Source organism: Kitasatospora sp. NPDC001261 (assembly GCF_042896795.1).
Lineage (GTDB): Bacteria > Actinomycetota > Actinomycetes > Streptomycetales > Streptomycetaceae > Kitasatospora.
Map to the genome: position 1 here is coordinate 145,024 of NZ_JBIAXP010000020.1, position 26,831 is coordinate 171,854.

20 protein-coding genes are annotated in these 26,831 nt (G+C 74.8%); 11 read left to right on the top strand and 9 right to left on the bottom strand.

The features are described from left to right. Positions 1-27 precede the first annotated feature (27 nt). Positions 28-1,017, bottom strand: a complete 990-nt coding sequence (locus ACFY4B_RS26245; protein ID WP_387971597.1) for a TauD/TfdA family dioxygenase — start codon at positions 1,015-1,017, stop codon at positions 28-30. Between the two features lie 375 nt (positions 1,018-1,392). Between ACFY4B_RS26245 and ACFY4B_RS26250 the strand changes: the two genes are divergently transcribed. The 4 genes from ACFY4B_RS26250 to ACFY4B_RS26265 are packed head-to-tail and all read left to right on the top strand — an operon-like array spanning position 1,393 to position 6,240. After that, on the top strand, positions 1,393-2,952 hold the full coding sequence (locus ACFY4B_RS26250; protein ID WP_387971600.1) for an ABC transporter substrate-binding protein: 1,560 nt from the start codon (positions 1,393-1,395) through the stop codon (positions 2,950-2,952). Next, positions 2,949-3,929 (top strand): ABC transporter permease, encoded by a 981-nt coding sequence (locus tag ACFY4B_RS26255; RefSeq protein ID WP_387971603.1) that lies wholly within the window; start codon positions 2,949-2,951, stop codon positions 3,927-3,929. The genes ACFY4B_RS26250 and ACFY4B_RS26255 overlap by 4 nt, the downstream gene beginning before the upstream one ends. Further along, positions 3,926-4,777 (top strand): ABC transporter permease subunit, encoded by an 852-nt coding sequence (locus tag ACFY4B_RS26260; protein ID WP_387971605.1) that lies wholly within the window; start codon positions 3,926-3,928, stop codon positions 4,775-4,777. The genes ACFY4B_RS26255 and ACFY4B_RS26260 overlap by 4 nt, the downstream gene beginning before the upstream one ends. After that, on the top strand, positions 4,774-6,240 hold the full coding sequence (locus tag ACFY4B_RS26265) for an ABC transporter ATP-binding protein (protein WP_387971608.1): 1,467 nt from the start codon (positions 4,774-4,776) through the stop codon (positions 6,238-6,240). The genes ACFY4B_RS26260 and ACFY4B_RS26265 overlap by 4 nt, the downstream gene beginning before the upstream one ends. A gap of 48 nt (positions 6,241-6,288) precedes the next feature. On the opposite strand, the gene ACFY4B_RS26270 is transcribed toward ACFY4B_RS26265, so the two are convergent. The 4 genes from ACFY4B_RS26270 to ACFY4B_RS26285 form a co-directional block, all read right to left on the bottom strand. Then, the gene (locus tag ACFY4B_RS26270; RefSeq protein WP_387971611.1) at positions 6,289-6,870 is read right to left on the bottom strand and encodes a MarR family winged helix-turn-helix transcriptional regulator; all 582 of its coding nucleotides are present in this window, start codon (positions 6,868-6,870) and stop codon (positions 6,289-6,291) included. A gap of 208 nt (positions 6,871-7,078) precedes the next feature. Continuing rightward, on the bottom strand, positions 7,079-8,026 hold the full coding sequence (locus ACFY4B_RS26275; protein ID WP_387971614.1) for a M48 family metalloprotease: 948 nt from the start codon (positions 8,024-8,026) through the stop codon (positions 7,079-7,081). After that, the gene (locus tag ACFY4B_RS26280) at positions 8,023-8,445 is read right to left on the bottom strand and encodes a BlaI/MecI/CopY family transcriptional regulator (RefSeq protein WP_074002949.1); all 423 of its coding nucleotides are present in this window, start codon (positions 8,443-8,445) and stop codon (positions 8,023-8,025) included. The genes ACFY4B_RS26275 and ACFY4B_RS26280 overlap by 4 nt, the downstream gene beginning before the upstream one ends. A 243-nt stretch (positions 8,446-8,688) precedes the next feature. Beyond that, entirely contained in the window at positions 8,689-9,909 is a 1,221-nt protein-coding gene (locus ACFY4B_RS26285; RefSeq protein WP_387971617.1) for a hypothetical protein, read from the bottom strand. A gap of 282 nt (positions 9,910-10,191) precedes the next feature. On the opposite strand from ACFY4B_RS26285, the gene ACFY4B_RS26290 reads away from it, so the two are divergent. Genes ACFY4B_RS26290 through ACFY4B_RS26300 form a run of 3 tightly spaced genes read left to right on the top strand, consistent with a single transcriptional unit; the run spans position 10,192 to position 12,640 of the window. Next, positions 10,192-10,596, top strand: a complete 405-nt coding sequence (locus ACFY4B_RS26290; RefSeq protein WP_387971619.1) for a hypothetical protein — start codon at positions 10,192-10,194, stop codon at positions 10,594-10,596. Next, a complete protein-coding gene (locus ACFY4B_RS26295; protein ID WP_387971622.1) occupies positions 10,596-11,942 on the top strand; it encodes a DUF4062 domain-containing protein in 1,347 nt (448 codons plus the stop codon). The genes ACFY4B_RS26290 and ACFY4B_RS26295 overlap by 1 nt, the downstream gene beginning before the upstream one ends. A gap of 11 nt (positions 11,943-11,953) precedes the next feature. Continuing rightward, entirely contained in the window at positions 11,954-12,640 is a 687-nt protein-coding gene (locus tag ACFY4B_RS26300; protein WP_387971625.1) for a hypothetical protein, read from the top strand. A gap of 72 nt (positions 12,641-12,712) precedes the next feature. On the opposite strand, the gene ACFY4B_RS26305 is transcribed toward ACFY4B_RS26300, so the two are convergent. The 4 genes from ACFY4B_RS26305 to ACFY4B_RS26320 all read right to left on the bottom strand — a co-directional run bounded on the left by ACFY4B_RS26305 (position 12,713) and on the right by ACFY4B_RS26320 (position 20,375). Continuing rightward, positions 12,713-16,807, bottom strand: a complete 4,095-nt coding sequence (locus ACFY4B_RS26305) for an AAA family ATPase (RefSeq protein ID WP_387971627.1) — start codon at positions 16,805-16,807, stop codon at positions 12,713-12,715. Positions 16,808-16,812: 5 nt separating this feature from the next. Beyond that, positions 16,813-17,922 carry an effector-associated domain EAD1-containing protein gene (locus ACFY4B_RS26310; RefSeq protein WP_387971630.1) on the bottom strand — a complete coding sequence of 370 codons (1,110 nt, stop codon included), beginning with the start codon at positions 17,920-17,922 and terminating at the stop codon, positions 16,813-16,815. Between the two features lie 4 nt (positions 17,923-17,926). Continuing rightward, positions 17,927-18,985 carry a trypsin-like peptidase domain-containing protein gene (locus ACFY4B_RS26315; RefSeq protein WP_387971633.1) on the bottom strand — a complete coding sequence of 353 codons (1,059 nt, stop codon included), beginning with the start codon at positions 18,983-18,985 and terminating at the stop codon, positions 17,927-17,929. Between the two features lie 64 nt (positions 18,986-19,049). Continuing rightward, positions 19,050-20,375 (bottom strand): alpha/beta hydrolase, encoded by a 1,326-nt coding sequence (locus ACFY4B_RS26320; protein ID WP_387971636.1) that lies wholly within the window; start codon positions 20,373-20,375, stop codon positions 19,050-19,052. A 231-nt stretch (positions 20,376-20,606) separates the two neighbouring features. Between ACFY4B_RS26320 and ACFY4B_RS26325 the strand changes: the two genes are divergently transcribed. From ACFY4B_RS26325 to ACFY4B_RS26340, 4 genes are read left to right on the top strand one after another with little or no spacing between them, the layout of a single operon-like run. Continuing rightward, on the top strand, positions 20,607-21,218 hold the full coding sequence (locus ACFY4B_RS26325; RefSeq protein WP_387971639.1) for a hypothetical protein: 612 nt from the start codon (positions 20,607-20,609) through the stop codon (positions 21,216-21,218). A 1-nt stretch (position 21,219) separates the two neighbouring features. Then, positions 21,220-24,522, top strand: a complete 3,303-nt coding sequence (locus ACFY4B_RS26330; RefSeq protein ID WP_387971642.1) for a WD40 repeat domain-containing serine/threonine-protein kinase — start codon at positions 21,220-21,222, stop codon at positions 24,520-24,522. 31 nt (positions 24,523-24,553) lie between these two features. Beyond that, entirely contained in the window at positions 24,554-25,456 is a 903-nt protein-coding gene (locus ACFY4B_RS26335; RefSeq protein WP_387971645.1) for a tetratricopeptide repeat protein, read from the top strand. Then, positions 25,453-26,811 (top strand): protein kinase, encoded by a 1,359-nt coding sequence (locus ACFY4B_RS26340; protein ID WP_387971648.1) that lies wholly within the window; start codon positions 25,453-25,455, stop codon positions 26,809-26,811. The genes ACFY4B_RS26335 and ACFY4B_RS26340 overlap by 4 nt, the downstream gene beginning before the upstream one ends. The last annotated feature ends 20 nt before the right edge of the window (positions 26,812-26,831 follow it).

A 26,831-nucleotide genomic window follows, 5' to 3' on the forward strand; every position in this document is an offset into this window, starting at 1 on the left:
CTGGAAAGCAGGGGGGAGAGCGGGCGGTCAGGAGGCCCAGGCGGTGAGGGCGGCCTGGCCGTAGCCGTGCTCGTCGTGCTCGGCGAGCGGGCGGGTGGGGCGGTCCTCGACCCGGACGGAGGCGCGCTTGAGCCAGCGGTCGGTGCCGTCGTAGCGGGCCCGGAAGGGGACGCGGCCGTGGACGACGAGGTCGTTGTCGACGACCAGGACGTCGCCCGGCTCCAGGCTCACCGCGACGGACACCCGGGCCAGCTCCTCGCCCAGGCGCTCGTAGGCGCCGCGCCAGGCCTCGTCCGTCCCCTCCAGCGGGGTGTAGGCGGGGTCGTAGCGCATGGTCAGGCCGTCGGGGGAGTCGAAGAGGGTGGGTACCGGGGCGGGCCGGCCGGGGAACTGCTGGGCCTGCTCGTAGGCGTCGTCGGGCAGGATCGGCGCGACGGGGCGCTTCAGCTGGTCCAGGTCGGCCTGGGCGAGCGCGGTCAGCCGTACGCCGGCCGCGGTGGTGGCGATCCGGTCGTGGTTGCGCATGCAGCAGAGCAGCAGCAGGTGGGCGCGGCCGGGGTGGAAGGCGTCCTCGGTGTGCGGGGTGAGCAGGACGGAGCTGGAGGCGCCGGTCTGCTCGCTCTCGTGCCCGGGCGAGGGCACGATGTTGTGCACGAACCGGCCGTCCTGCTGGCCGTCCCAGGCGATCGGGGTGCCCATCAGGGCGGAGACCAGCAGGAGTGTCACGTCCCACAGCGCGCCGGCGTCGCCGACGGTCGACCAGTGGCCGGGCGTGGGGCCGAGTTCGGTGTCGTCGGGGCGCAGGCCGCGCAGCACGAACAGGCCGTCGGCGGTGTCCACCGGGCGCAGCGCGTGCCGGAGTTCCGTGCTGAGCCGGGTGCGGGTCGCGGGCAGGTCGGCCAGCAGGTCGGGGCTGGTCGCGGAGCCGTGGCGGGCCAGCAACTCGGCGGCGGTGTCGGTCAGTTCCTGGGCGGTGGCGGTGTCGAGGCGGCGTACCGGGGCAGGGCAGGTGGGCACGGCGGGACCTTCCGGGGGCGGGACGGGAGAGGTGTGCGAGCACGCGGCATCACCGCACCGGTGTGGGACGGGCGGGAGCAGCGCGTGGGGCGTGGGGTCCGGGGCGGCTCGAACGGCCGGACGACATGAACGTAACAACGACTTCGAAGTAAGGCAAGCCTTACCCAAATCGGATGTCTACATTTACGTAGTCTCGGCTTCCGGCGGCGGCGCACAGGCCGCGCAGGGTCAATCCTGCTGCTCACGCGGTGTTTTGGGAGTGAGGGGCGCATGGCCCGGATGAGCGTGCGCTCCGCCGTGCGGGTTGCGAGCGGCCTCGAACTTAGGGTAGGTAAGCCTAAGCAAAACGAGCTCAACCCGAAACGAGGAACGAACGTGCGCGTCACCCGACGACAGCTGCTGTGGGCCGGTGCCGGTATCGGGGCGGCCGGTGCGCTGGCCGCCTGCGGCAGCGGCACGGGCGGATCCAAGGACGCCGCACCGGCCGGTACGGCGTCCGCACAGCCCCGCGCCGGGGGAACACTGAAGGTCGGCGCCCTCGGCAAGGCCTCGGCGATCACCCGTGACCCGCACGGCACCCAGGCCAACGAGAGCGACTACCTGATCATCAGTCTGCTCTACGACACCCTCGCGATACCCGGGGACACCGCCAACACCGTCCCGCGCCTGGCCGCCTCCTGGAAGCCGTCGGAGGACCTGACGACCTGGCGCTTCACGATCGCCGACGGCGCGGTCTTCCACGACGGCACCCCCGTCACCGCCGACGACGTCGTCTGGTCGCTGCAGCGCCTGCGCAACACCCCGGCCGGCAAGAGCCGCCTGCCCGGCATCCAGCCCGAGGGCATCAGGGCCGAGGACCCGAAGACCGTCGTCCTGGTCTCCGACTACCCCAACGCGGACCTGCCGCTGCAGACCCGCCTCACCACCTTCGTCCTCAAGAAGGACACCAAGGACGACGCGATCGCCGGAGCCCCCGGCACCGGCCCGTTCAAGCTCGACTGGTACCGCGACGGCAACGCCCGCCTGGTGCGCAACGACCAGTGGTACGGCGGAAAGGTCCTCCTCGACGCCGTCGAGGTCCGCCTCTTCGAGAGCCCCCAGGCCATGGCGAACGCCCTGCTCGCCGGGCAGATCGACGTCGCCTCCAACGTCGGCGCCGTCGCCGCCCGCACCGCCGAGGCCCGCAAGGACGTTCAGATCCTGCGCCGCCCCAACGACATGGCGATGCCGATCGTCATGCGCACCGCCGACGGCCCCTTCGCCGACCCCCGGGTGCGCGAGGCGCTGAAGCTGGCGGTCGACCGCGACGCGATGGTCAAGCAGGTCCTCTCCGGCTACGGCAGCGTCGCCAACGACATCCTCGGCACCGGCGACCCCGCCCTCGCCAAGGACATCCCCCAGCGCACCCGCGACCTCGCCAAGGCCAAGCAACTCCTCGCGGACGCCGGATTCGACACCTCCCGGACCTACGACCTCATCACCACCGAGGACATCTCCGGCCTGGCCGAGTCCGCGACCCTGTTCGCCACCCAGGTCCGCGAGGCCGGCGTGAAGATCAACGTCGTCAAGCAGGACTCCAAGGTGTTCTGGGACGCAACCTGGCTCAAGGGCACGCTCTACACGACGTACTGGGGCACCAACGACTCGGTCGTCTTCTTCGCCTCCAAGACGATGCTCTCCGACGCCGGCCAGAACGAGTCCGGCTTCAAGGACCCCGCCTTCGACGAGGCCTACCGCACCGCCATGGGCACCGCCGACGCCGCCGCGCGCGGCACGCTGCTGCACCAGCTCCAGGAGATCGAGTTCGCCAGGTCCGGCTACCTGCTGTGGGGCATGGCCGACGGCATCGACCTCGCCGGCGCCGCCGTGCGCGACCTGCCCAAGCTCCCCGGCTACGGCCGCGTCCAGCTCGAGAAGACCTGGCTGTCCCGTTGACCACCCTTCAGCCGCACAGCGTCCCGGCCCGCATCCTCCCCGGTGCGGGCCGGGTCGCCCGGCAGGCCGCCCGGCGCCTGGCCATGCTCGTCGTCCTGCTCGCCGGCGTCTTCGCCGCCGTCGAGCTCCTCCCCGGCGACGCCGCCGGCGCGACCTCCGACCGCGGCGTCACCGCCGCCGACCTCGCCGCCCGCCGCACCGCCCTCGGGCTCGACCGCCCGGTCGTGGAACGCTTCTGGGACTGGATGACCGGCCTGCCCACCGGCGACCTCGGCACCACCGCACGCGGCCAGCACGTCACCGACGTCCTCGCCGGCCCCTTCCCCAACACCCTGCTGCTCGGCACCCTGGCCCTCGCCCTGAGCACCATCGGCGCCCTCGCGCTGGGCAGTTGGGCCGCGCTGCGCCCCGGCGGGCGCACCGACCGGGCCGTCGACGCGCTCTCCACCGCCGCCTTCGCCCTGCCGGAGTTCGTCGTCTCCGTCGCCCTCCTGCTCCTGCTCTCCCAGTGGACCGGCTGGCTGCCCGCCGTCACCCTCACCGGCCCCGACGGCGCCCCCGAATCCTGGACCATGCTCGTCCTGCCGCTGCTCTCCCTGGCCGTCCCCCAGATCGGCTGGAACACCCGCATCGTGCGCGGCGCCCTCGCCGACCAGGCCGCACTGCCGCACGTCCAGGCCGCCGTCCTCGACGGCCTGCCGCGCCGGCGCGTCCTCGGCCACCACATGCTCCCCGGCGCGCTGCCCGCCATCGCCGTCGGCATCGCCACCTCCGCCGGCATGCTGCTGGGCGGCACCGTCGTCGTCGAGACCCTCTTCAACTACCCCGGCATCGGCGCCGTCCTGGCCGGAGCCATCACCGACCGCGACACCCCGCTCATCGCCGGCGTCGTGGCCGCGGCCGGAGCCGCCATCAGCCTGCTCCTGCTGCTGGCCGACCTCGTCCGCACCACCGCCCTCGGAGAGGAGCGCCGATGACCGCCGACGCCCCGACAGCAGCGGCCCTTGCGCCCGCCACCCGGCGCACGGCGCGCGCCCTCGTCCGCGCCGTCCCCGCGCTGCTCCTCGTCCTCCTCGCCCTCGTGGGGCCGCTCCTGGCGCCCCACCCGATCGACACCCCGGTCACCTTCCCGTACGCCGGGGCCGGCGCCGACGCGCCGCTCGGCGGCGACCAGCTCGGCCGCGACGTCCTCAGCCGCCTGCTGACCGGCGGCGCGCCCCTGATCGCCACCGCCCTGGCCATCGCCCTCGTCGTCACCGCCGCCGCCACCGCCCTCGGCATCCTCGCCGCCCTGCGGCCCCGGCTGGGCCGGTGGATCGAACGCCTCGCCGACCTGACGATCCTCCTGCCCTCCGTCCTCGCCATCATGCTCATCGCCCTGGCCTGGCCCGCCGGAGGACGCCTGGCCGTCGCAGCCGCCGCCGTCCTCCTGGGCATCCCGTACGCGGTGCGCATCGTCGCCGCCGCGGCCGCCCCCATCGCCGCCACCGGCTACATCGAGGCGGCGGCCGCGGGCGGCGAACGGCTGGGGCACCTGATGCTCCGCGAGGTCCTGCCCAACCTGCGCTCCACCCTGCTGGCGCTGTTCGGCCTGCGCTTCGTCGAAGGCGTCTACATCGTCTCCGTCGCCGCGTTCCTCCAGCTCGGCCCCCAACCACCCGAGGCCGACTGGGCGCTGATGATCCGCGAGAACGCCGCGGGCATCACCCTCAACCCCTGGGCCGTCGGCGCGCCCTGCCTGGCCATCGGCCTGCTCGCCATCAGCGTCAACCTCGCCGCCGAAGCCCTCGCCCCCGCCCGGCCCACCCCGGAGACCCCGCTGTGAGCACCCCCGCTGTGAGCGCCCCCGCCCCCGCCGCCCGCGCCACCGGCCTGACCGTCATGCTTGGGGACACGCCCCTGCTCGCCGACGCCGACCTCGCCCTCGTCCCGGGCCGGGTCCACGCCATCACCGGCCCCTCCGGCGCCGGCAAGACCACCCTGCTGCGCGCCCTCGTCGGCGCCCTCCCGCCCGGCGCCCGCGTCAGCGCCGGCAGCGTCGACGTCCTCGGCCAGGACATCCTCGCCCTGCCGCCCGAGGAACTGCGCCGCCTCCGCCGCCACCGGCTCGCCTTCGTCGGCCAGGACCCGGGCTCCGGCCTCAACCCGCGGATGCGCGTCGAGCGCCTCGTCACCGAGACCGCCGCCGACCGCCGCCGCACCTCCGTGCCCGAAATGCTGCGCACCGTCCGGCTGCCCGCCGACGAGCGCCTCGAACACCGCCGCACCGCGGGGCTGTCCGGCGGCCAGCAGCGCCGGGTCGCCCTCGCCCGCGCCCTCGCCCGGCGGCCGGAGATCCTCCTGCTCGACGAACCCACCACGGGCCTCGACGCCGCCCTGCGCGACGACATCGCCGAGCTGCTGCGCGCCATCGCCGAGCGCGACGGCATCGCGATCGCCTTCACCAGCCACGACCCCGACCTCGTCGCCCGCTGCGCCGACGACGCCCTCGCCCTGTGGCCCGCGTCGGCCCCGCCGACCCGCCCGGCGGCGGTGGTGGCCGAGAGCGGGCCCCGGCCTGCCGAGGGCGGCGGCCCCGTGCTGAGCGTGCGGGCGCTCGGCGCCCACACGGGCAGCGGCCGCACCCGGCGCACCGTCCTCGCGGACGTCGACCTCGACCTGACCCCGGGCACCCTCACCGGAATCGTCGGCCCGTCAGGCTGCGGAAAGACCACCCTGGTCCGCACCCTCGCCGGACTCCACACACCCGACACCGGCACCCTCACGCTCCACGACCAGCCGCTGGCCGCCTCCTACCGGCGCCGCACCCGCGACCAGCGCCGCCGCATCCAGCTCGTCCCGCAGAACCCCCTCGGCGCCCTCAACCCCGCCCGCACCGTCGGCGCCACCCTCACCCGGCCGCTGAAGCTGCACTTCGCCCTGCCCGCCGCCCGGTGCGAGGAGCGCGTCGCCGAACTGCTCGACGCCGTCGGCCTGCCCGCGCACTACGCGGCCCGCCACCCCCACGAGCTCTCCGGCGGTCAGCGCCAGCGGGTCTCCCTGGCCCGCGCCCTGGCCGCCGAACCCGACGTGCTGCTCTGCGACGAGGTCACCTCCGCCCTCGACACCGACACCGCCGCCGCGCTCATGGACCTCCTCGACGGCCTGCGCACCGGCCGGGGCCTGGCGGTCGTCCTGGTCAGCCACGACCTTCCCCTGGTCACCGGCCGCGCCGACCGCGTCCTGCCGCTCGGGGGGCCGTTGTCCGCACCGTCCGTGAGCAAGCAGCCCGCGGGCAGCGTGCGCTGACCCGGCGCCGCACCGGCTACGGGAGCCCCGCCGGTCGCGGCGCCGTTCTCACCGGCCGGGTGCGGCCCTGTCCGGGCGCGCGGCCGCACCGGCGGCGGCGTCCTGCTCGACGACCCACCTCCGGCGCTGTCCGCCGGTCAGCACCCAGCGGGGGCCCGGCCGCGCGGGCGTACGGCGTCCCGCGCCGCGGCCGGCCGCCGCGCACACCCGCCGCAGCAGGGAGTTGAGCTCGGCGCGCTGGCCTTTCGTCAACGGGGCGAGCAGGTCCTCCTGGACGGCGGAGGCGTCCTCGTGCAGCACGTCCAGCGCCGCCTGCCCGGCCGGGGTGATCGTCAGCACTTCCTGCCGTCCGCCGATGTGGACGACCATGGAGTGCACCAGGCCCGCCGACAGCAGGTCGTCCAGCGCCTGGTCGGCGTCGGTCCCGGTCGCGGCGGCGCGCTCGACGAGGTCGTGGCGCCCGTGCGGCCCCAGCTGGGCGAGTGCGGACAGCAGCGTCTGGTGGGCGCGGCCCATCCCGCGCGAGTCGAGGCGGTCGGCCAGCAGGCGGTCGGCCGCCCGGCCGGCCGTCGACAGGAGGTAGACGGTCTGTTCGAAGGGGCTCGTCGACCCCGTCCTCCCGTCGTACACAGCAGGTCCAATCGTCCGGGAAGGCCGCCGTGTTCTCGGGCCGGGGGCCACAGGGGTGGCATCCGCACGGGAGCGCCGGGCCCCGGGACCGGGTGGACACGGTCCCCGACGGACGGCTGACCGTCGACGGACGACGGCGGCACGGCCCGCGCGCGCAAGCCGAGGCTCACCATACCCGGGCCCGAACAGTTGGTCTACATCGATGTCGTCAAACGGTGCCGTGCGCCAGCAGGGCCCGGGCCGCGTACTCGACGTACTCGTGCAGCCCGTAGGCCAGGCCCACGCCGAGCAGGGCCGCGACCGCGACGGCCGCGAGCAGGGCGACGGCGGCCCGCGCCCGGTGGCCGGTCGGCCGGGCGGGCGCGGGGCCCAGGAGCGCCTGGACGCGCTGGGGCACCGGACCGGAGCTCACCGACAGCAGCGGGCCCGTGGCGTGGCGGACGGACGGCGACCCGGCCAGGGCCGCCCGGGCGATGGCGGTCGCGGCGGTGCGCCGGTCGGCGACCGCGCGGGCGGCCTGCTCGTCGGCCCACCGCTCCAGGTGGAAGTCGAGGTCGGCCCGCAGCCGGCCCAGCGCCGGGTGGACGGCGGCGGCGAGGTCGGCCGCGGCCGAGAGCAGGTGGTGGCGCCCGCGCAGGTGGGCGCGCTCGTGGGCGAGCAGCACCGCCCGCTCCGTCGGCCCCAGCGCGCGGAGCATGCCGGCCGAGACGACGACCCGGCCGGGACGCCCCCGGTGGGCGGGCAGGGCGAAGGCCTCCGCCTCCTCGCCCGCCACCACGAGCAGGTCGCCGTCGCTGGTCGCGCCGCCGGTCAACTCCCAGGCGCGGGCCAGCAGCGCGCGCTGCCTCCGCCACCGCAGCCCCAGCCGTACGGCCTGGACGGCCAGCAGCACCCCGGCGGCGCCCGACACCGGCACCACGGCGGGCCACCGGGCGAGGACGCGGGACAGCGGCAGGTGCTCCAGACCCGCCAGGAACGGGACGTGGAACAGGCCGACGAGGGCCGCGACGGTGCCGCCCGCCAGCAGGACGGCCGCGCCGGCGAGGGTGAACGAGGCCTCGCGCGGCGGCAGCAGGACGGCCAGGCGGCGGGCCGCCGGCACCGCGGCCCAGGGGACCAGCAGGGCCAGGGCGACGAGCACCAGGACCAGGCTCATGCGCGGTCCTCGGGTTCGGCGGCTGCTCCGGCAGTGGCCTCGGCCTCGGGGCGGGCGTCGAGGAGCAGGCGGCGCAGGACGTCCTCGTCGTCCTCGGACAGCGAGGAGACGAACCGCTTCAGCACCAGGTCGCGCTGGGGCTCCTTCTCCAGCTCCCGGCGCATCCGCCCGGCGGCCAGTCCGGCGGCGTCCTCCACGGGGGCGTAGGCGAAGGACCGCCCGGGGCGGGAGCGGACCAGGGTGCCCTTCTCGTGCAGGCGGGTGAGGATCGTCGCCACGGTGGTGCGGGCCAGCCCCTGGTTCAGGGTCTCCTTGACCTGCTGGGCGGTCAGCGGCTCGCCGGCCGCCCACAGCACCGCCAGCACGTCCGCGACCAGCTCCCCGTGCGGACGTCTGGCGTCCCGACCGCCACCCAGCATCTCCACTCCCGTTCTCGCAGCTCTCCGGCAGGCACACCGGAGCGGGCCGCGCGCGTCGGGATGTGAGGTCCGTGCCGCCGCTGTCCGCGCCGAGGGCGAAGCGCCCTCGATATTAGGTGTGCCTAAGCTAACTTTACGGGCCGCTGACACCGCGCTGCCCGGGGGACCGCGTTCGACGGTCCCCCGGGCAGCGCGGTGTCAGCGTGCGCCGTCAGGCCGAGCCGTTCGGACGGCCCGCTGTGCTCAGCGGGCGACGACCGGGTCGAGTGGCGCGACCACGTGCGTGTTCGTGGTCGCGCTCGCGCCCGCGTTCGGGTTCTTGAAGCACTGGTCCGAGACCGTGGACCCCTTCGGGTAGTGGCAGGCCGTCAGCAGCAGGCCGCCGCGCACCCCGCCCACGTAGCCGAACTCCACCGGTTCGGCCGGCGTCGGATCCTTGGTCGGCTTGTTCATGAGATCGGTACGGAAACCGTGCGCGGTGTCCAGGAGCTGGTAGACCCAGCCGCCCGCCTTGGCCTCGCTGACCAGCTCCTCCGCGTCCGACTTCGCGCGGAACCCCGGGACGGCCGCGCCGACGGCCAGGGCCTCCCAGCCGTGCTCCAGCACCGACGGCGTCGGCTTGTTCAGGACGTGCTCCTTGAACAGGCCCAGCCACGGAGCCGTCCCGACCCGCGGCTTGAGGCCCTCCCGGAAGGCGTCCTCACCCTGGAAGGGGTTCAGCGTGTCGGTTCCCACCGCCCAGGCGATCCCCTCCTCCGAGACCCACGGCAAAGCCCCGGCGTCCTGGGTGGGCCACAGGCGGGCCCAGTCGATCGTGACCGCCGCGACGTCCTGCGGCTTGTCGGCGCCCGAGGGGTCGTAGTGCGGGTTCGACTGGCACGCGCCCCCGTCCCTGGGGCAGGCGTCCTTGATGAACCGCGACTTGATGCCGCCCGGGAAGGTGATCTCCTGCTCGCCGCGGTACAGGCCGAACATGGTGGTGTACGTGCCGGACGCCTCCTGGTCGATTCCCCAGGGTGCGTGGACCTCGTAGATCCAGGCGCCGAAATCCACTGCCACACTCTGGTCCCGTGAGGTGCCCGAGAACACGGTCTCGGGCGTCGAACGGTCGACCTGGCTGACCCAGTTGTACTGGCGCTGGTCCTCGGGTGTCTTCTCCCCCTGTGGTCGCAGCCCGTCGGCGAAGATGACCTCGGGGGTCCGGTTGGACCCCCGCCAGAGGACGTCCTGGTCCGAACGCCAGGTCAGTTTCGGTCGTGTCTCTTTCACCGGTGCGTCGGGATCGGCCGTGGTGTTCTTCCACTGGGTGTACCAGTCATCGGCGAGCGGGCCGGGTACGGTCGGTAGCGGCTGGGCGGGGGCGCTGTGGGCCTGTGCCGGAACCGGTGTCCACCCGGCGGCCACCGCGACGACGACGGCCGCGACGACCTTGGCGATGCGACGGCCGGTGATGGTTGCTGCCATGTGCGGGCATCCTCTCGTTCGGGGAGGCGTTGATCGGGAAGGTGAGGCCTCCGGACCGAATGGTGTGAAGACGCCGGGCGCGCCAATCCCGGCCGCCCGGCGCACCCTCCTTTCCGGGCACCCCGTACGGGCCACCCGGCGCACCGGGAGCCGGTCCGGGCGGCGCGGTGGTATCCGTCGCCGGATGCGCGACCCGGTTCGAGGTGCCTCCGGAGCGTGGTGCGAGCGGGGGCCGGGTACTACGGTCTCACCGGGTTGTCGCTGTGATGGAGGGCATCGCACATGCGCCTGCTGTTTTGGTCAACGGCCTCGGCCTGTACGGGTGTTGCGGTCGCGCTCGCGCTGTGGGCGGTGCTCGGGGACGCCGCCGGGGTCGAGCGGGCGAGCGCCGTCGTCGGGGCGGTCGTCGGACTCGCCGGGCTCGTCGCCTCGGTGTACGCGCTGCGGCGCGGCGGGCAGGACGACGGCGGCGCCGTCCGGGCCGGCGGACGCGGTGCCGTCGCCGCCGGGGGGAGCGTGACGGGCAACGCGATCGGCGCCGACAGCAGGGTCACGGGGGCGCTGCCGGCCCCGCGCGGGGTGCCCGGGCCGGGGCGGGCCGTGTCGGCCGAGGGCGAGGGAGCGGTGGCCGCGGGGGGCGATGTCGCCGGGAACGCGCTGGGCGAGGGCGGCGAGGTGGCCGGCTGATGCCGGGGTCGCGCTTCCGGCGGCGCAGGCCGCAGGACCCGGGAGAGCCCGAGCGGCCGGCCGAGCACGTGGAGGTGCGGGGCGGCGGGGTCGGTGCCGGGGCCGACGTCGCCGGCAACGCCATCGGCCCGCGCAGCTCGGTGACGAACAACTTCAACTACTACGGGCCGGCGGAGTCCGACGCCCACCCCGGAGCCCCGGCGTCGTCGGGCACCGCGCCGCCGCCCGACACCGCCCCTGACGAGCGCCGCTACCAGGTGTTCGTGAGCTCGACCAGCCTGGACCTGAAGCAGCACCGCGAGGCCGTCATCGACGAGCTGGTCAAGGAGGGGTACATCCCCTCCGGCATGGAACTGTTCGACGCGCGGGCGGAGGGCGCCTGGGAGGTCGTCGAGCGGGTGATCAACGACTGCGACTACCTCGTCCTCATCCTCGGAGCGCGGTACGGGGACGTCGGCGCGGGGACCGTCAGCTTCACGGAACGGGAGTACGACCACGCCCGCTCGCTGGACAAGCCCATCCTGGTGTTCGTCCACGCCGACCCCGTCGAACTGCACACCGACAGCTGGCAGCCGACGCCCGAGGACGCGCAGCGGCTGGCCGACTTCCGCGAGAAGGTGCGGCGCGAGCGGCTCTGGAGGTCCTGGCGCACCGTCGCCGACCTGCGCAACGACGTCACCAGGGCGCTGCGGCTGGCGGTCCGGCACACTCCCCAGCCCGGCTGGGTCAAGGGCAATTCGATCGCGCACACCTTCTCCGCCGAATGGCAGAACCTGGTGGCCCCGGGGACGCAGATCGGTGTGGCCCGGATCAGCGTGGACGGGCAGGCCGGCAACGCCCTGAGCGAGAACCTCGGGAAGGCCTCGTCGATCGGGATCATGTCCACCAGCGGAAAGCGGCTGATCGAGATCCAGACGCCCTACCTGACGAAGGCGCTCGCGGCCGGCTCCCGGATCCGCGTCCTGGTGCCGACGCCCGACGGGCAGTTCCTCGCCGACGTCGACGAGTCCGAGTCGCTGTGGGACCAGCGCTCGCCGATCGCGGCCGAGGTGCGCGAGGTGGAGGCCCGGCTGCGGTCGATCGTCCGCGAGGCCGGGGCGCGCAGCACGGCCGCCGGATCGATCGAGATCGGGTTCTTCACCACGCACCTGCGGTCCACGATGATTCTCTGCGACCGGACCTGGGGATGGGTCACGCTGACCCTGCCGCCGGCGCGGGCCCCGGAGACCCCGTCCCTGGAACTGCGCGGGACCCGGGACTTCGGTCTGATCGACGCCTGCTGGAAGCACTTCGACCGGACCTGGGCCATCGTCGAGGAGCGCGGCGAAGTGAGGACGATATCGTGAGGCGGTCTGCGATGGACTTACGTGACACGGCGGCCCTGTCCCCTGCTGCAGCGGGGCGGTGGCGCGAGCGGCTCTCCACGGCCCAGGCCTTCATGCGGGCACGGCGCCACCTGCCGGGCGTGCTGATCGAGGTGGCCGCCCAGCACCCGCTGGCCGACCGGGCCGTGCCGGGCGAGGAGTTCGAGGCCCGGCTGCGGCGCGGCCACGAGCTCTACCGGGGCTACCTGGAGGCCGGGCGGCCGGTGGAGGTCTACGTGCCCGGCAGCCGCCACCGGCACCTCGGAGTGGAGGACGAGAACAGCCTCAGCCGGGCCGGCGGGGAGTTCCTGGAGAAGCTCGGCGTGCCGGCCCCGGCCGTGCGCGGCGACGACCTCAACGAGCGGTACAAGGGCGAGGCCGGCGTCTACGGCTCCGCCGACGAGTGCTTCGTCGCCGCCTCGTACTTCAGGGACGGGGAGTTCGGCACGCTCGTCTCGGTCTGCTCGCCGGCCCAGATGATGCGCAAGACCCTGCACTACCTGCAGTTCGGGGTCTACCCGCTGACCCACACGGCGCCGACACCGGAGGGCTTCCACGACTTCCTCTACGAACTCCTGGTCGCGGTGCCCGAGGTCATGGGCACCGACGACACGCTCCAGGACCCCGGCTCGGACGGCGCCGAGCGCCTGCGGTCCGACCGCCGCCCCTCGGCGGGCTGACACCCGCCGGAGGCGGAACGGCGGAGCGGGCGGCTGGAGCTGTGGGCTCCGGCCGCCCGTCCGCCGGTGAGGTCAGTCGGGGCCGGTGGTGAGGAGGAGGTCGCTGACGCGGTCGGGGCCGGAGGTGACGGTGACCCGGTAGAGGCCCGGGCGGGGGAGGGTGACGGCGGCGACCAGGGTCGCGTCGCTGAGGAGCAGCCGGGGGGTGGCGACGGTCGCCCCGGTGGCCTCGTCGGTGATGCGGCAGGCGGCGTCGTCCGGCGAGGCGCCGTGCACCATGAGCGGCCAGGGCTGGCCCGGGGCGGTCCTTTCGGGGAGGGACAGGCCGAGGCCCGGACGCTGAAGGGCGTGGCTGACCGGGCGGGGCCGGACGGCGGCCGGCCGCCGGTCGGTGAGCACGGACCGGACGAGTTCCAGGACGTGCGGATCGGAGCAGAGGGTGCCGTGCCGGCCGGACACGAACAGCACGGCGTTCGAGGCGGAGGGCGCGGCGGCGTCGCGCGGGACGAGGCCGTCCCCGCCGCGGTCCCAGCGGACGGCCTCGCCGGACTCGCTCCGGTACGGGCGGCCGTCGTCGTGGGCGCGGGGTGCCGTCAGCACCGGTTCGAGGCCGTCCCCGGCCGACCGCAGGCCCTGCACGGTCGGTTGGCCGATGCCGACCACGGCGCGGGTGCGGGGGAGGAAGGCCGCTCGGGATTCCGCCGCCCGCGCCGCCATGGCGGCGGCGGCGAGCTCCGGATCGCCGCCGAGGCGGCGGACGTCGTCGAGGTCCAGCCGGCGCAGCGCGTCGTCGGTCTCGACGCAGCGGAAGGTCGGCAGCAGGTCGTACACCCCCGGCAGGGTGGCGGCCAGCCCGGACAGCGGGCGCGGGAGGAACCGGCGGCGGCCGCCCAGCATCTCGGCGACCGCGGGGGTGCCGTGGAAGGGCGTGGCGATGGTGACCAGGTCGCGGGTGAGCGCTGCCAGCCGGGAGTCGGCCGCCAGCGCCGCCCGGGCGACGAGTCCGCCGGTGGAGTGGGCGACGAAGACCAGCCGGGGCTCCTCGTCGGGCACCCCCGCCCGACGGCGGTGCGGGCTCGCGCGCCAGGCCGCCAGGTGGCGGTGGGCGGCCTCGGCCAGCAGACGGGCGTTCACCTCGGCGGAGAGCCGCCAGTCGTAGGGGAACGGCAGGACGGCGTCCTCGTGGAGGACGGTGGCGTGCAGGGCGTCCAGCAGGGGCTGGTAGGTCTCCAGGCCGCCGAGCGCCGAGAGCCAGGCCGGGGCGCGCAGCAGGCCGTCGGGGCGCAGGCGGCCGGTCCGGCCCGCCCGCTCGTCGGGGGTGACGCGCAGCGAGGAGTCGTCGGTGAGGCTCAGCCGGAGGAGGGTGGTGGGTCTGAGGTCGCCCCAGACGTGCCGGCCGGTTTCGGTGTCGAGGAGCGAACTGCCCATGTGGCCGGGGAGGAGGACGACGGCGTCGTGGGTGGTGTCGCGGGCGGGGGCGGAGGGCGAGGCGAAGTCCACCTCGTGCCGGAGGTTCTCCACCACGGCGTTGTTCAGGGCCTCGGCGTGTTTGCCTCCCGCGCCGAGGTAGGTGTTGATGGCATCGCCGAAGTCCACGCTGGTGAGTGCGGGGCCCGAGGGTTCGGTGTCGGCGTCGTCCGTGGGGATTGAGACGTTGACGCCGGTGGCCCGGGTGAAGTCCTGGAGCTCCTCCGGGGTGAGGGATTCGAGCAGGGCGGCGTCGCCGCCGTCGGATAGGCCGACGCCGGACTGCCGGGCGGTGAGGGCGATCAACTCGGGCGCTTCGTCACCGACTTCGGCGGCAATGAGCCGGATGAGTTCAGGATCCTGAGCGACGTCGTGCAGGTTCAGGTCGTCGACGAGCGCGAGTGCGCGGACGCGCAGCTGCCGGGCGTCAAGTGAGTCGAGGGAACCGCCATCCCTGTGCAGACGCAGGTGGGTCACAATGATCCCGAGAGTGATCATTGTGTTCTGAATGACGTCTGCCGCCCGCAGGGCCTGGTTGAGTAGATCATGGGCCGAGCTGAAGTCTCCACGACTCATGGCACTGTGGGCACGCAGCGTGAGTACCGCTGCTGCGGTGACCGGAGTGGGGTCGGCGGCGAGGATGTCGTCTGACAAGGCGTCCACCTCGTCCCAGCGGTGCAGGATGGCAAGGGCCCTGATGCGCAAGCCGGAGGACCGGATGTGAGGTCGTTCCCGGAGGAGTGCCAACACCTCCTCCGGGCGGTCGTCCACGAGGAGCTGGTCTCCGGCCCGCACCGCCTGCCGGAGCCAGGTCAGGTCGTCGGCCTGCGCCCGGAGCTCCGCGGAGACGATGTTCCCCATCCGCTCGGCGAGGTACACCTGCGAACAGGGCGGCAGCTCGTCGTTGGCCGGCTCCAGCAGCCGGCCCGCCTCCTCCTCCCACCGGGCGTCCAGGGTGGCGGTCGGTTCGCCGAGGGCCAGCCGGTGGTACAGCTCCTCGACCCGGTCGCCGGCGTCCTCGTAGTGGGCGGCCGCCCGCCGGTGGATCAGCTCCACGACCTCGGCGTGGTCGCGGCGGAGCAGTGGCAGCATGACGGCGCGCACGTCGGCCCGGTGGAGGACCGCGTCCTGCCCCGGCACCTCCTCGACGAGGGAGACCTCGTCCCGGAAGCGGTGGAACAGGCCCCACGCGCGATCCTCGTCCACGGCGCCGAGCCCGCACGGTTCGGCCAGGACGTGGCGGATGACCTCCGGCGTGACCTTCCGGACGATCAGGCCGGGGCTGGCGATGCGGCGCAGGTCCGGGTCCTCCAGGTGGTCGAGGATGCGCCGGTACAGCACGCCCTGGACGGTCTCGGCCTCCAGCTTCCGTCGGAGCTGGTCGTGCAGCGCCGGGTCCCGCAGGGCGTCGGCCTCGCGGCGGAGCAGGGCGGCGGCCAGCTTGAGGTTGAGCGGGCTCCGGCCGACGGTGTCGGTGACCAGGTCGAGTTCCTCGTCGGTGCGCCCGGCGAGTTCGGCGACCTGGCGGCGCAGGTAGTGGCGGGCCGTCGGCGGGTCGAAGCCTTCCAGCGGGAGGGAACGGAAGCGGGGGTCGTCGACGGGCGCGCGGCCGGCGACGATGACGCGCAGGTTCGGGCAGCTCCACCGCAGGTCGTCCAGGGCCTGCAGCAGGCGGCGCTGGGCGTACTGGCCGCGCCGCTGCACCCGCTCGAAGGTGTCGAGGACGAGCAGCGGCGCCCGGCCGCCGTGCTCGGTCCCGAAGGCCGCCAGGAAGGTGCCGACCCGGTGGAGCAGCACGTCGGTGTCGTGGCGGCGTGAGGTCCGGCGCCCGGAGGAGGAGCTGCGGTCCCGCTCCGACCGGAGGTCGGCGGCGATGGTGCGGCGGAGGGAGTGCTCCAGGGCGTCGGCCGGCTCGCGCATGGCCGGTGCCAGCAGGGCGACCTGGCGGACGGCTTCGGCCAGGACGGTGAGCGGGCGTTCCGGCGCCAGTTCGGGACGCTCGAAGGTCAGGTAGACGTGGGCTCCCGACTCCGCTCCGGCGCGGTCCAGGAGGAAGCGCGACAGCAGCGTGGACTTGCCGACGCCGCCCGGCCCGTGCACCAGGAGCCAGGGGGAGTACCCGTTCTTGGCGTCGACGTAGTCGGTCAGCGTGCCGAGTTCGTCCTCCCGTCCGGTGAAGCTCTCGTCGGCGAGGGCCTGGAGCGGTTGCAGCAGCCGGGCCCGCTTGAGGTGGTGCTGCACCTCGTCGGCGGACGGCAGGTCGAGTCCGTGGTCGGCGAGGGCGGCCCGGGCGCGGGGGGCGTCGCGGAACCAGCCGACCACGGTGAGGGCCGCGTACAGCTCGTCGAAGTCCTGTGCCTCCAGCGGCGGGTTCCGCGCGGCGAGGAACCGTTCGGCCCAGTCGCGTGCGGCGTCGCCCTCAGTACGGGGTGCGGTGGCGAGGGTGGCCAGCAGGCGTTCCGGACGGCCCAGGGTCTCGATGGTGTGGCTGCGGACCTCGGGGGTGAGCCGCCAGCGGCGGCCGTCCCGGGTGGTGACCCGTTCGCAGTCCTGGGTGAGGAAGTCCCGCAGGAGCGCGCCGGGTTCGGCCGCGTCCGCGCCCGGGGTGGTCGCCGCCAGGCTCTCGGCGGTGAACGCGCCCAGCAGGACGGTCCGTTCACGGTAGACGGCGTCGGGCATCGGGGCGAGGGTCTCGGTCACCGTCGTCAACATCCCTGGTAGAGGCTTCGGCCGAGGCCGGCGGCCGTGTGCTGGATCGCGGTGGTCAGGGGGAGCGGGCCGTCGGGGAGGCAGCTGTCGTGGCCGGTCTCGCTCAGCACCTTGGCGGCGAGGCCGCGGGCGGTGTCGGCGTCGATCGGGCGGCCGGCTTCCGCCGCGACCGTCCGGAAGAAGTCGTGGAGGTCCTCGATGCCGATCGGGCCCAGCTGTTCCCGGGCGGTGTACCCCTCGACGTCCGGCGGCAGCCAGCCGTCGTAGGCGAGCAGCACGATCCGCAGCCGGTCCGCCATCTCCTCCTCGACCACCGCCTGCACCAGCCGGACGACGGCGCGCAGGGCGGGTTCGGTGAAGCGGACGGACTCCGAGTCGTCGAAGACGAGCCAGTGCCGGGGCTGCGCCGGGACGGACCGCCGCTCCTCCCGCATCCGGCCCCTGAGCTGGCTGACCAGCCGGTCGGCCTGCTGGTCCTCGGAGGAGTGGTGGTCGATCTGCACGCTCCACTCCCGGAACTCGTCGTTGAGGAATCCGGTGAGTTCGGCCACCCGGACCGGCTCGGTGTACTCGCTCATCCGGATCCGGCAGGGGTGGATCCCCTGGCTCGCGAGCACGTGGTGGATGAGGAACCAGGTGAAGGTCCGTCCGGTCCGCGGCCCGCCTTCGACGGTGAGCACGCGGTGGCCGCGGTCGAGGACCATCTCCCGCAGCCGGGAGCGGAGGGACGTCCGGTCGAAGAAGGCGCGCTGCCGGTCGTTGATCAGCCCGTGGCCGAACGGGTCGGTGGTCTGTTCGGCGGGTCGCGAGGTGCGCTGCTCGGCGAGCAGGTACGCGAACACCGGTGAGGCGGCCCGGGAGTTCGGGTCCTCGGCGACGACCTCGACGAGCCTGCGCAGCCGTCCGGTCGCGGCGGCCTTCTCGACGATGTCCGGCCAGACGTCGAGCATCGCCCCCTGCCAGGCGATCTCGGCCTCGGCGATGCCGGCGCGGGCGACGACCTGCCGGGCCGGCTGCGGGAGGCCGTACGTGTACATGAGGGCCCTGAGCAGTTCCCCGGCTCTGGGGTCCTCGTTCGGGAACGCGCGCAGGTCCAGCAGTGCCACCGGCTCACCTCACCCCGGCGGCGGCCAGGCCCTCGGCCACCCGCTCGATCCGGAGGCCCTCGTTGCGGAACTCCGAGGCGCTGAGCCGCTGCCCGATGCGGACGTGGCCCCGGTGCAGGGCGACCAGCCGCCAGCGCTCGTCGAAGACGGGTGCGCCGGAGGAGCCGTACTCGGTGTCCGTCCAGTACTGCACGACCTGCTCGTCCACGTGCCGGACGACGTTGTGCCGGGCGGCGAGCTTCTTCACCAGGCCGTGCGGGTGCTGGATGATGCAGACCCGGTCGCCCTCGGCGACGGTGGCCCGGTCGGGGATCGGCACCACCAGGGCGTCCTCGGGCAGGGGCTCGGCGGCGCGGATCACGGCCCAGTCGCCCTCGGGCCGGCCGACGGCGGTGGCGGGGGCGCAGCGGACGGTGCGGTACCTGAGCTCCCGCCCGTCGAGGTCCTGCTCGTAGCCGAACCAGGCCTCGACCGCCTCGGCGGGCCGGCCGTCGGAGTACAGGACGTGGTGGTTGGTCAGCAGGAGGTCGGGCCCGATCCGGAAGGCGGTGCCGTAGCAGGACTGGCCGTCGGCGTGGGTGACCAGCAGGCGGCAGACGGCGGTGGCGAGTTCGGCGCCGCGGCGCAGGAACGCGACGTCCTGGAACCCGGAGGCGCGGAAGATCTGGCGTTCCAGCTCGTCCGGGTCCCGGAAGGCGGCCCAGGTGCTCGACGGGAGCTCCGGCTCGGGGGCGGGGAGTACGGGCCGGGCGGCGAGCAGTTCGCGGATGCGGGCGGCGAGCGCCTGGTCGGGGCCCGCGGCGATCCGGTCGAGCAGCGGGCGGAGCTTCTCCTGTTTCCGGGCGACGGTGATGAGGTCGAACCAGACCAGGGACATCGGCTGGTCCCAGTTGACCTCGGCCGGGGCGATGCCCGCCTGCTGGGCCAGCTCCAGCACCGGGTTGACCCGGAAGTGGACGGAGGCGAGCAGGTCGCGGAGTTCGACGGCGCCGGGGTCGGTCCACCGGAAGGGGTAGCTGTCCAGGAAGTGGGTCGTTCGCGGTGCGGGGTTCGTCGTCGCCATGCCCTGTGTGCTCGCTCGTCGGAGAGGGGGAAGTCGTGCTGCCGGGGAGGATTCGCGAGGATCGTTACGGCTGGAAGGCCCAGTACGCGCCGTCCGGGTGCGGGACCCGTCCCAGCCCGTAGCGCTGGGACGGCCGGTGGCCGTGGCGCAGCAGCCCGTACAGGTCGGAGAGGACGGACCGGTGGTCGCCCGGGTAGGAGTGGCCCGTCAGGCCGGTGTCGAGCTCGGAGACGTCGACGGTGTCCAGGCCGGGTGCGACCACCACGCCCGGGCCGGCCTGGCCCGCCCGGGGGTGTTCGGCGAGGAGGCGGGAGGCGGCGAGCGCGCGGTCGTTGGCGGAGACGTAGAGGGTGCAGCCGCTCGCCTGGTTGACGATCCGGGGCACGAGCTGGCGGAACACCTCGGCGTCGACGTCGGGCGCGGTGAAGACGACCTGCCCGAGCCGGCCCGCGCCCTCGGGGAGCGCGGTGGTGTCCAGGTCGGCCAGCGCGTCGACGACCACCCGGTTGCCCATGCTGTGGGCGACGACGTGCAGTTCGTCGACGCCGGTGTCCGTCAGCACGTGCCGCAGGAACTCCTGGAAGTACGGGACGGCCCGGCGGGCGGCGTTGCCGTCGGCCGCGTAGTCGGTGACGGAGGCCTTGGACGGCCAGCTGTACAGCATGGGGAGGCCGGTGAAGTTCAGGTCGTAGGCGATCTGGGCGGCGCGGACGGCGGCGTCGGCGAAGGAGACGTTGTAGCCGTGGACGAACACCAGTGCCGATCGGGGGGTTTCGCCGTCCTGGGGCGGGTGGTGGCCCCGGGCCCGCTCGGCGAACCCGGCGGCGGTGAGCGGGTTGACGTCGCCGAGCTGGGTGTCCCGGGCCGGGTTGGTGCGGAACCGCAGCCGCCACCAGCGGGGCTTCTCGACGGAGCCGATGCGGTGGTCGTCGGGGACGCTCACCACGGCTTCCCCGTAGGAGAGTTGGCCGCGGGCGCCGCCGTAGGCCGCGCTGGTGCCGCTCCCGCCGGCCGGCGCGCGGTCGGTGGCGTAGAGGACGGGGACGAGCAGCGAGCGCAGCGCCGTGCCCCAGGAGGGCGGGGGCGCGTCCGGGCCGAAGCGCTCCTGGCCGTCGACGAGCGCGTCGAACGCGGCGACGAGGAGGTCGCCCAGCGGCGGGTAGGCCTCGAAGGCGGCGGCCACCGCCTGGGCGGCCTCCTCGACGGGATCGGCCCCGTCGGCCCCTTCGGTCCCGGCTGACGGCGCACCGCCGCGCGCGGTCTCCAGGGCGCGCAGCGCCACCAGGACCTCCGCCTCCAGACGCTCGCGCTCGGCCTCGGACAGGCTGTCGGGCACCTTCGGCCAGACCCGGGCGACGGCCGGCTCCAGCACCTCCCACATGTCCACCATCGTCCCCCACCTGGCTTGTTCACGACGTACCCGACGGCGTGACAACGCGACAACACGTGTCGAACCGGATCGCTCGCATCATAGGTCGTGGAGGGCCGCGCGCGGGCGGTTCGCCCAGGTCCGGTGCCGGATCGGGCCACTGTCACGAATACGTACCGGGGAGAATCTGAGGATGTATCAGAAATCGGAGCATGCCTGACGGTTGACAGGGCCGCGTGTTAGCTTCCGATCGTGTCCCCATCAACTCCGCTCCCGCTCCCGGTGGCCTTCGACACCGCCGGCCTCGAACCGCTCGACGAGGGCCGGTGGTTCGTCCCGGACACCTGGAACGACGTGGTGGTGCTGAGCGTGCGCGAGGCGCTGCCGCCCGCCCCCGTCTGGCTGGACGGAATCGAGGCGCTGCGGGTGACCCTGGCGCGCGGCCACGCCGCGGCCGGCGGATCGCTGCTGGAGGCGGCGGCGGTGTCGCTGGGCGGTGTTCCGGCGCTCTACACCCTGGTGTCCGAACGGCTGCCCGGCTCTCGCACCGGCTTCCGGTTCCGGGGTTCGTTCCTGCTCGCCAGGTCGACCGTCACCGCCGTGCTGACCGGTCAGTTCCAGGAGTCGGGCGTCACCGGCGTCCGCGAGTCGATGGTGCGCCTCAGGCTCGACCCGGCGGGGACGGACAGCGGCGGCCACCCGTACGACCCGGAGCTGCCGTACGAGCGCAGCCACGCCGCCGACTGGGACCCGATGTTCCCGAGGCACGCCCTCTCGCTGGCCCGGGCCTGGGCCCGGACGGTGTGCCGGACGGCCGTGGTGGCACCGGCGTTCGCCGCGCTGCCGCCGTACCGGGCCGCCTGAGGTGCCCGGACCGGCCGTCGGGGTTCCGGCGCCCTGGTCGGTCGGCGAGGTGGTCGCCGACCAGTACCGGGTGCTGCGGGTGCACACCGAGGGCGGCATGGGCGTGGTCTACCGGGTGCGGCACCTGGAGTGGGACGTTGACCTGGCGGTGAAGTGCCCGCGCCCCGAGCTGTTCGGCACGCCGGAGCAGCAGGAGCGGTTCGTCCGGGAGGCCGAGACCTGGGTGTCGCTCGGCCTGCACCCGCACGTCTGCGGCTGCCACTACGTCCGCGTCCTGGACGGGCTGCCCCGGGTCTTCGCCGAGTACCTGCCGGGCGGCAGCCTGCGGGAGTGGATCGACGACCGGCGGCTCTACGCGGGCGGCCCCGCCGAGTCCACGGCCCGCATCCTGCGCCTGGCGGTGGAGGCCGCCTGGGGCCTGCGGCACGCGCACGGACGCGGCCTGGTGCACCAGGACGTCAAGCCCGCCAACGTCCTGCTGGACCTGGACGGCACCGCCAAGGTCACCGACTTCGGGCTGGCCCAGGCGCGGGCCACGGGCGGTGAACGGGTGTCCGGCGGCGGGATGACCATGGCGTACGCCTCGCCGGAGCAGGCCAGGCGCGAACCGCTGGACCACCGCACCGACCTCTACAGCTTCGCGGTGTCGGTGGTGGAGCTGTTCACCGGTGAGGTGACCTGGCTGATGGGCCCGGTGGTCGGCGAGGCGCTGGCCTCCTACCGGGCGGGTGGCGGTCGCGGGCCCGGGTCGTACGGCCCGACCGGGCGTCCGGAAGCGGATGGCCCGCCGCCGCTGCCGGAGCCGGTCGCCGAGCTGCTGGCCCGCTGCCTGCGCGAGCGCCCGGCCGACCGGCCCGCCTCGATGGCCGAGGTGGCCGACGAACTCGCCGACATCCACCTTCAGTTGACGGGGCGGGCGATCGACCGCGGCGAGCCGCGCGAGGCCGAGCTGCGCGCCGACGAGCTCAACAACCGGGCCGTCTCGATGCTGGACCTGGGCCGCGCGCCGGAGGCCGAAGCCGCCTTCGGCGCGGCCCTGGCCGCCGACCCGCGCCACCCGGAGGCGACCTACAACTCCGGGCTGATGCACTGGCGGCAGGGCGGCCTCACCGACGAGGACCTGCTCGCCGCCCTGGACGCGGCCAGGGCGGACGGCGGCGCCGCGGGGCTGGGGCCGCTGATCGACGCGGTGCAGCGCGAACGCGGCGCCGTCGGCCCCGCCGCCGAGCCGACCACCTGGACCGTGCCCTGGTACGAGTACGAGCGCTGGACGGATTCGCCCTGGGACGGTGGCCGGACCCGGCGGGCGGCACCCGACATCGAGATCCGGCCCACCCCCGACGGCCGGCTCGCGCTCACGGCCTGCGACGGCGGCGTCAAGCTCTGGGAGGTGGCCACCGGCCGGTGCCTGCGGGAGCTGGACGAGCTGCGGCACACGGTGGACCTGGACGCCGAGGGGCGGCGGGCCGTGGGCGTCGGCTCCGACGGCCTGGTGCGGCTGTTCGACCTCGGCGACGGCCGCTGCCTACGGGTCTTCACCCCGTACTACCGGTCCGGCAGCACCACCGTCCGCTCGCTGCGGCTGCTCGCCGAGGCGGGCCTGGTGGTCGGCGGCACCAGCGACGGCACGGTCCTGGGCTGGGAGCTGACGACCGGCCGGGCCCGCTTCATCCTGGACGGCTTCTCGGGCGGCACCGTAGAGGCGACGCCGGACGGCCGGCTGCTGGTCTTCGACGGCCCCGAGGGAGTGGTCGCGGTGCGCGATCCAGCTGGCGCCGGTGAACAGACCCCGTTGCTGGAGCGCCGCTACGTGCACGAACCGTGCTGCCTCAGCCGGGACGGCCGCACCGTGGCCGCCGCCGTCGGCGACCGGCTCCGGGTGCACGGCCCGGGCCCCGACGCGGAGATCGCCGCCGGCCACGGAGCCGGGCACCGCCTCGCCCTGAGCCCCGACGGGCGGCTGCTGGCCGGCGGGGGCCTGGACGGCGCGGTCCGCCTCTGGGAACCGGACACCGGCCGGTGCCTGCGCACCTTCCGCGGGCACCGGGGCCACGTCGACGCCGTGGTGTTCCTGGCCGACGGCAGGCACCTGCTCTCCGCCGGGCGGGACGGCACCGCCCGGCGCTGGCCGCTGCCCGAGCCCCACCCGGCCGCGGCCCGGCTCAGCCGCCCCCGGCGGCATGCCGAGCTGGACGACCTGAGCAGCCGGCTGGCCGCGCTGGTCGAGCGGGCCGGGCGGGAGCACGCGGCCGGCCGGTGCGCCGCCGCCCTCGACCTGCTGAGCCGGGCCCGGGCCCTGCCCGGCCACGAGCGCGATCCCCGGGTGCTGACCGCCTGGCAGGAGCTGGCCCGCGACCGGCGGGTGACCCGCACCGGACTGCGGGCGGCCTGGCCCGCCCGGGTGCTGTACGAAGGCGCCTGGGGCGCGCCGGCCCTGGCGCCGGACGGCCGGACGGTGGCCGTCCGGGTGTCCGGGGGCATCCAGCTGCTCGGTGCGGAGACCGGTGAGCGCGGGCCGCTGATCGAGGGCCTGTCACGGGTGCACGGCAGGCTCCGCTTCACCGGTGACGGCCGGACGGTGCTGTTCGCGGGCGGCGACGGGACCCTGGGCGCCTGGTCCGCGGCGACCGGTGCCCGGCTCAGCTCGGCCCGGCTCGTCCTGGGCGCGGGGACGGCCTCGTTCACCGCGGACGGGCGGTTCGTCCTGGCCCGGGGCGCGGACGACGGGATCCGGCTGTTCGAGACGGCCACCGGCGCCTGTCGCCGGACCCTGGAGGGCGACCACGGCCGGGGGCCCAACCTCTGGGGGCCCGCGCTCTGGCTCTCCCCCCACGGGCGCACCGCCGTCACCGCGGGCCCGAAGCACTCCATCGGGCTCTGGGACGTCCCCACCGGCCGCCGCCTGCGGGAGTTCCACGGCCACACCGCCACCGTGACCGAGCTGCTGGTCGACGCCGACCGCGGAGTGCTGCTCTCCGGCTGCGGCCAGGACCGCGCGATCCGGGTCTGGGACCTGCGCACCGGGGCCTGTCTGCGGGTCCTCGACGACCAGCCGGGCGGCACCGGGGCGCTCCGGCTGAGCCCGGACGGGCGGTTCGTGCTGTCGCTCGGCGAGGACGACGGCGCGCTGCGGGTCTGGGAGCTCGGCACCGGCCGCTGCCTGCGGGTGCTGGCCGGCCGTCCGGCCGGCTTCTCCGGGGTCGAACCGGGCCCGGACGGCGGCTCGGCGGTGTGCGTCCGCGGTGACGGTTCCGTTCAACTCTGGTGCCTGGACTGGGAGCTGGCGGTCCGTCGGCAATCATGACGGGAGCGTCGAGGAGAGAGGGGAGGCCGTCGTGTGGTTCGGCCGTAAGCGCAGCAAGAAGGCGTCCGAGAAGGCGTCCGCGAAGGCGTCCGGGAAGGCCGGGAGCGACCTGGCGCCGCTGACCCGGGCGATCATGGAGCTGAGCGGCGACCCGGGGCTGGACAGCCGGGTCGCCCGGCAGGAACGGCAGGCCCGGTCCGGCGATGCCGAGGCCCTGATCCGTCTGGGGGCCCGGCTGCTCGACGAGGGCCGTGACGCCGAGGCCGAACAGCAGTTCCGCCGCGCCGCCGAGCTCGGCGAACCGCTGGCCATGCACAACCTGTCCGTGGTGCTGGGGAAGGCCGGCCGGGCCGCCGAGGCCGCGTCCTGGCAGCAGCGCGCCGCCGAACTCGACTGCGCTCCCGCCATGGTCGGCGCCGGCTTCCGCGCCGTCGACGAGAACCGCCTGGCCGACGCCGAGCGGTGGTTCCGCGGAGCGGCGGAACAGGGCGAGGACCAGGCCGCGTACATCCTGGGCGTGCTGCTGTCCGAGGCGGGCCGCACCGCCGAGGCCGAGCGGTGGCTGCGGGCCGCCGCCGACAAGAAGAACGCGGAGGCGATGTACTCGCTGGCGTACCTGGTGCAGGATGCCGGACGCGAGCCCGAGGCCGAGCTCTGGTACCGGCGGGCCGCCGACGAGGGGCACCCGCAGGCGATGAACAACCTGGGCACCGTCCTGCGCTACAGCGACCGGGTGGCCGAGGCCCAGGAGTGGTTCCGTCGCTCGGCCGAGGCGGGCGAGCCGATGGGCATGCTCAACCTCGGCGAACTGCTGGAGGCCGGCTCGCCCGAGCGGGCCGCCGAGTGGTACCGGCAGGCCGCCCGACGGGGATCGGCGAAGGCGCAGCGGCACCTGACACGGATGGCGGAGCAGGGCCCGGGGCGGCCCGCATGAGCGAGGCCACGGTCGTCCTCCACCAGGTGGGCGGCCCTGGGACCGGCGACGAGCACGTCTTCACCGAGCGCACCACCTGCCTGCTCGGCCGCGCCGCCGAGTGCATGCCGCGACTGCCGGACGACGAGCGCCACCGCACCGTCTCCCGGCACCACTGCCTGCTCGACATCAACCCGCCCGACATCCGGATCCGCGACTTCGGCAGCCTCAACGGGACGTACGTCAACGGGAGGAAGATCGGTCAGCGCGCCCGGAACCAGAGCCCGGAGGAGGGCGCGGCACTCGACCTCCCCGAGCACGACCTGGCCGACGGCGACGAGATCCGGATCGGCGACACCGTCTTCCGGGTCGGCCGGTCCGCCCCCACCCTGCGCCTGCGACCGGCCCGCTGCGCCGCCTGCGGCCGGGACACGGCGGACGAGGCCGACGGCCGGGACGGCAGCTACGTCTGCGCGACCTGCCGGGCCGAGCCCGGCATGGTGCTGCGGCAACTGCTCGCGCTGGCCCGCCAGGGCGGCGGGGCGGTCGCCTCGCTCGCCGACTACGAGCTGTCGGCCCAGCTCGGCCGGGGCGGGATGGGCACCGTCCACCTGGCCCGCCACCGGGGGACCGGCCGGGAGGTGGCACTGAAACTGATGCTGCCCAAGGTGGCGGCCAGCACCCGGGCGCGGGCCCTGTTCCTGCGCGAGGTCGCCGTCACCCGCACCCTGCACCACCCGAACATCGTCACCCTGCACGAGGTCGGGTTCGCCGGCGGCACCTTCTTCTTCACCCTCGAGTACTGCCGCGGCGGCAGCGTCGAGGACCTGCTGGGCCGACGCGGCGGGCGACTGCCGGCGGACGAGGCCGTACCGCTCGCCCTCCAGGCGCTGGCGGGACTGGCCCACGCCCACGCGGCCGGCGTGGTCCACCGCGACCTCAGCCCGGGCAACCTGCTGCTCGACCACGGGCCGGACGGCCGACCGGTGGCGAAGGTGGCGGACTTCGGCCTGGCCAAGGCCTTCGACCAGGCGGGCCTCAGCGGCCTGACCCGCACCGGCACCACGGCCGGCAAGCCCTCCTGCATGCCCCGCCAACAGATCGTCAACTTCCGCTACGCCACCCCGGAGGTCGACGTCTGGGGACTGGCCGCCTGCCTCTACAGGATGCTGACCGGACGCTACCCCCGCCCCTTCCCGCCCGGCACCGACCCGTGGCAGGTCGTCCTGCAGACCCCGGCCACCCCGCTGCGGGAGGTGGCGCCGCACCTCCCGCGCCGCCTCGCCGAGGTGGTCGACCAGGCCCTCCGCGAGCAGCCGGCGATCGGCTTCCCGGACGCCGCCGCCTTCGCGGCGGCCCTCCGGGAGGTGCTCTGACCGGCCCGCCCCCGGCACCC

Coding starts and splice junctions, on each gene's coding strand:
- ACFY4B_RS26275 (WP_387971614.1), bottom strand. CDS start 8,026: ATGAGCCTGGTCCTGGTGCTCGTCGCCCTGGCCCTGCTGGTCCCCTGG.
- ACFY4B_RS26340 (WP_387971648.1), top strand. CDS start 25,453: ATGAGCGAGGCCACGGTCGTCCTCCACCAGGTGGGCGGCCCTGGGACC.
- ACFY4B_RS26320 (WP_387971636.1), bottom strand. CDS start 20,375: ATGGTGGACATGTGGGAGGTGCTGGAGCCGGCCGTCGCCCGGGTCTGG.
- ACFY4B_RS26295 (WP_387971622.1), top strand. CDS start 10,596: ATGCCGGGGTCGCGCTTCCGGCGGCGCAGGCCGCAGGACCCGGGAGAG.
- ACFY4B_RS26300 (WP_387971625.1), top strand. CDS start 11,954: ATGGACTTACGTGACACGGCGGCCCTGTCCCCTGCTGCAGCGGGGCGG.
- ACFY4B_RS26280 (WP_074002949.1), bottom strand. CDS start 8,445: ATGCTGGGTGGCGGTCGGGACGCCAGACGTCCGCACGGGGAGCTGGTC.
- ACFY4B_RS26285 (WP_387971617.1), bottom strand. CDS start 9,909: ATGGCAGCAACCATCACCGGCCGTCGCATCGCCAAGGTCGTCGCGGCC.
- ACFY4B_RS26260 (WP_387971605.1), top strand. CDS start 3,926: ATGACCGCCGACGCCCCGACAGCAGCGGCCCTTGCGCCCGCCACCCGG.
- ACFY4B_RS26290 (WP_387971619.1), top strand. CDS start 10,192: ATGCGCCTGCTGTTTTGGTCAACGGCCTCGGCCTGTACGGGTGTTGCG.
- ACFY4B_RS26315 (WP_387971633.1), bottom strand. CDS start 18,985: ATGGCGACGACGAACCCCGCACCGCGAACGACCCACTTCCTGGACAGC.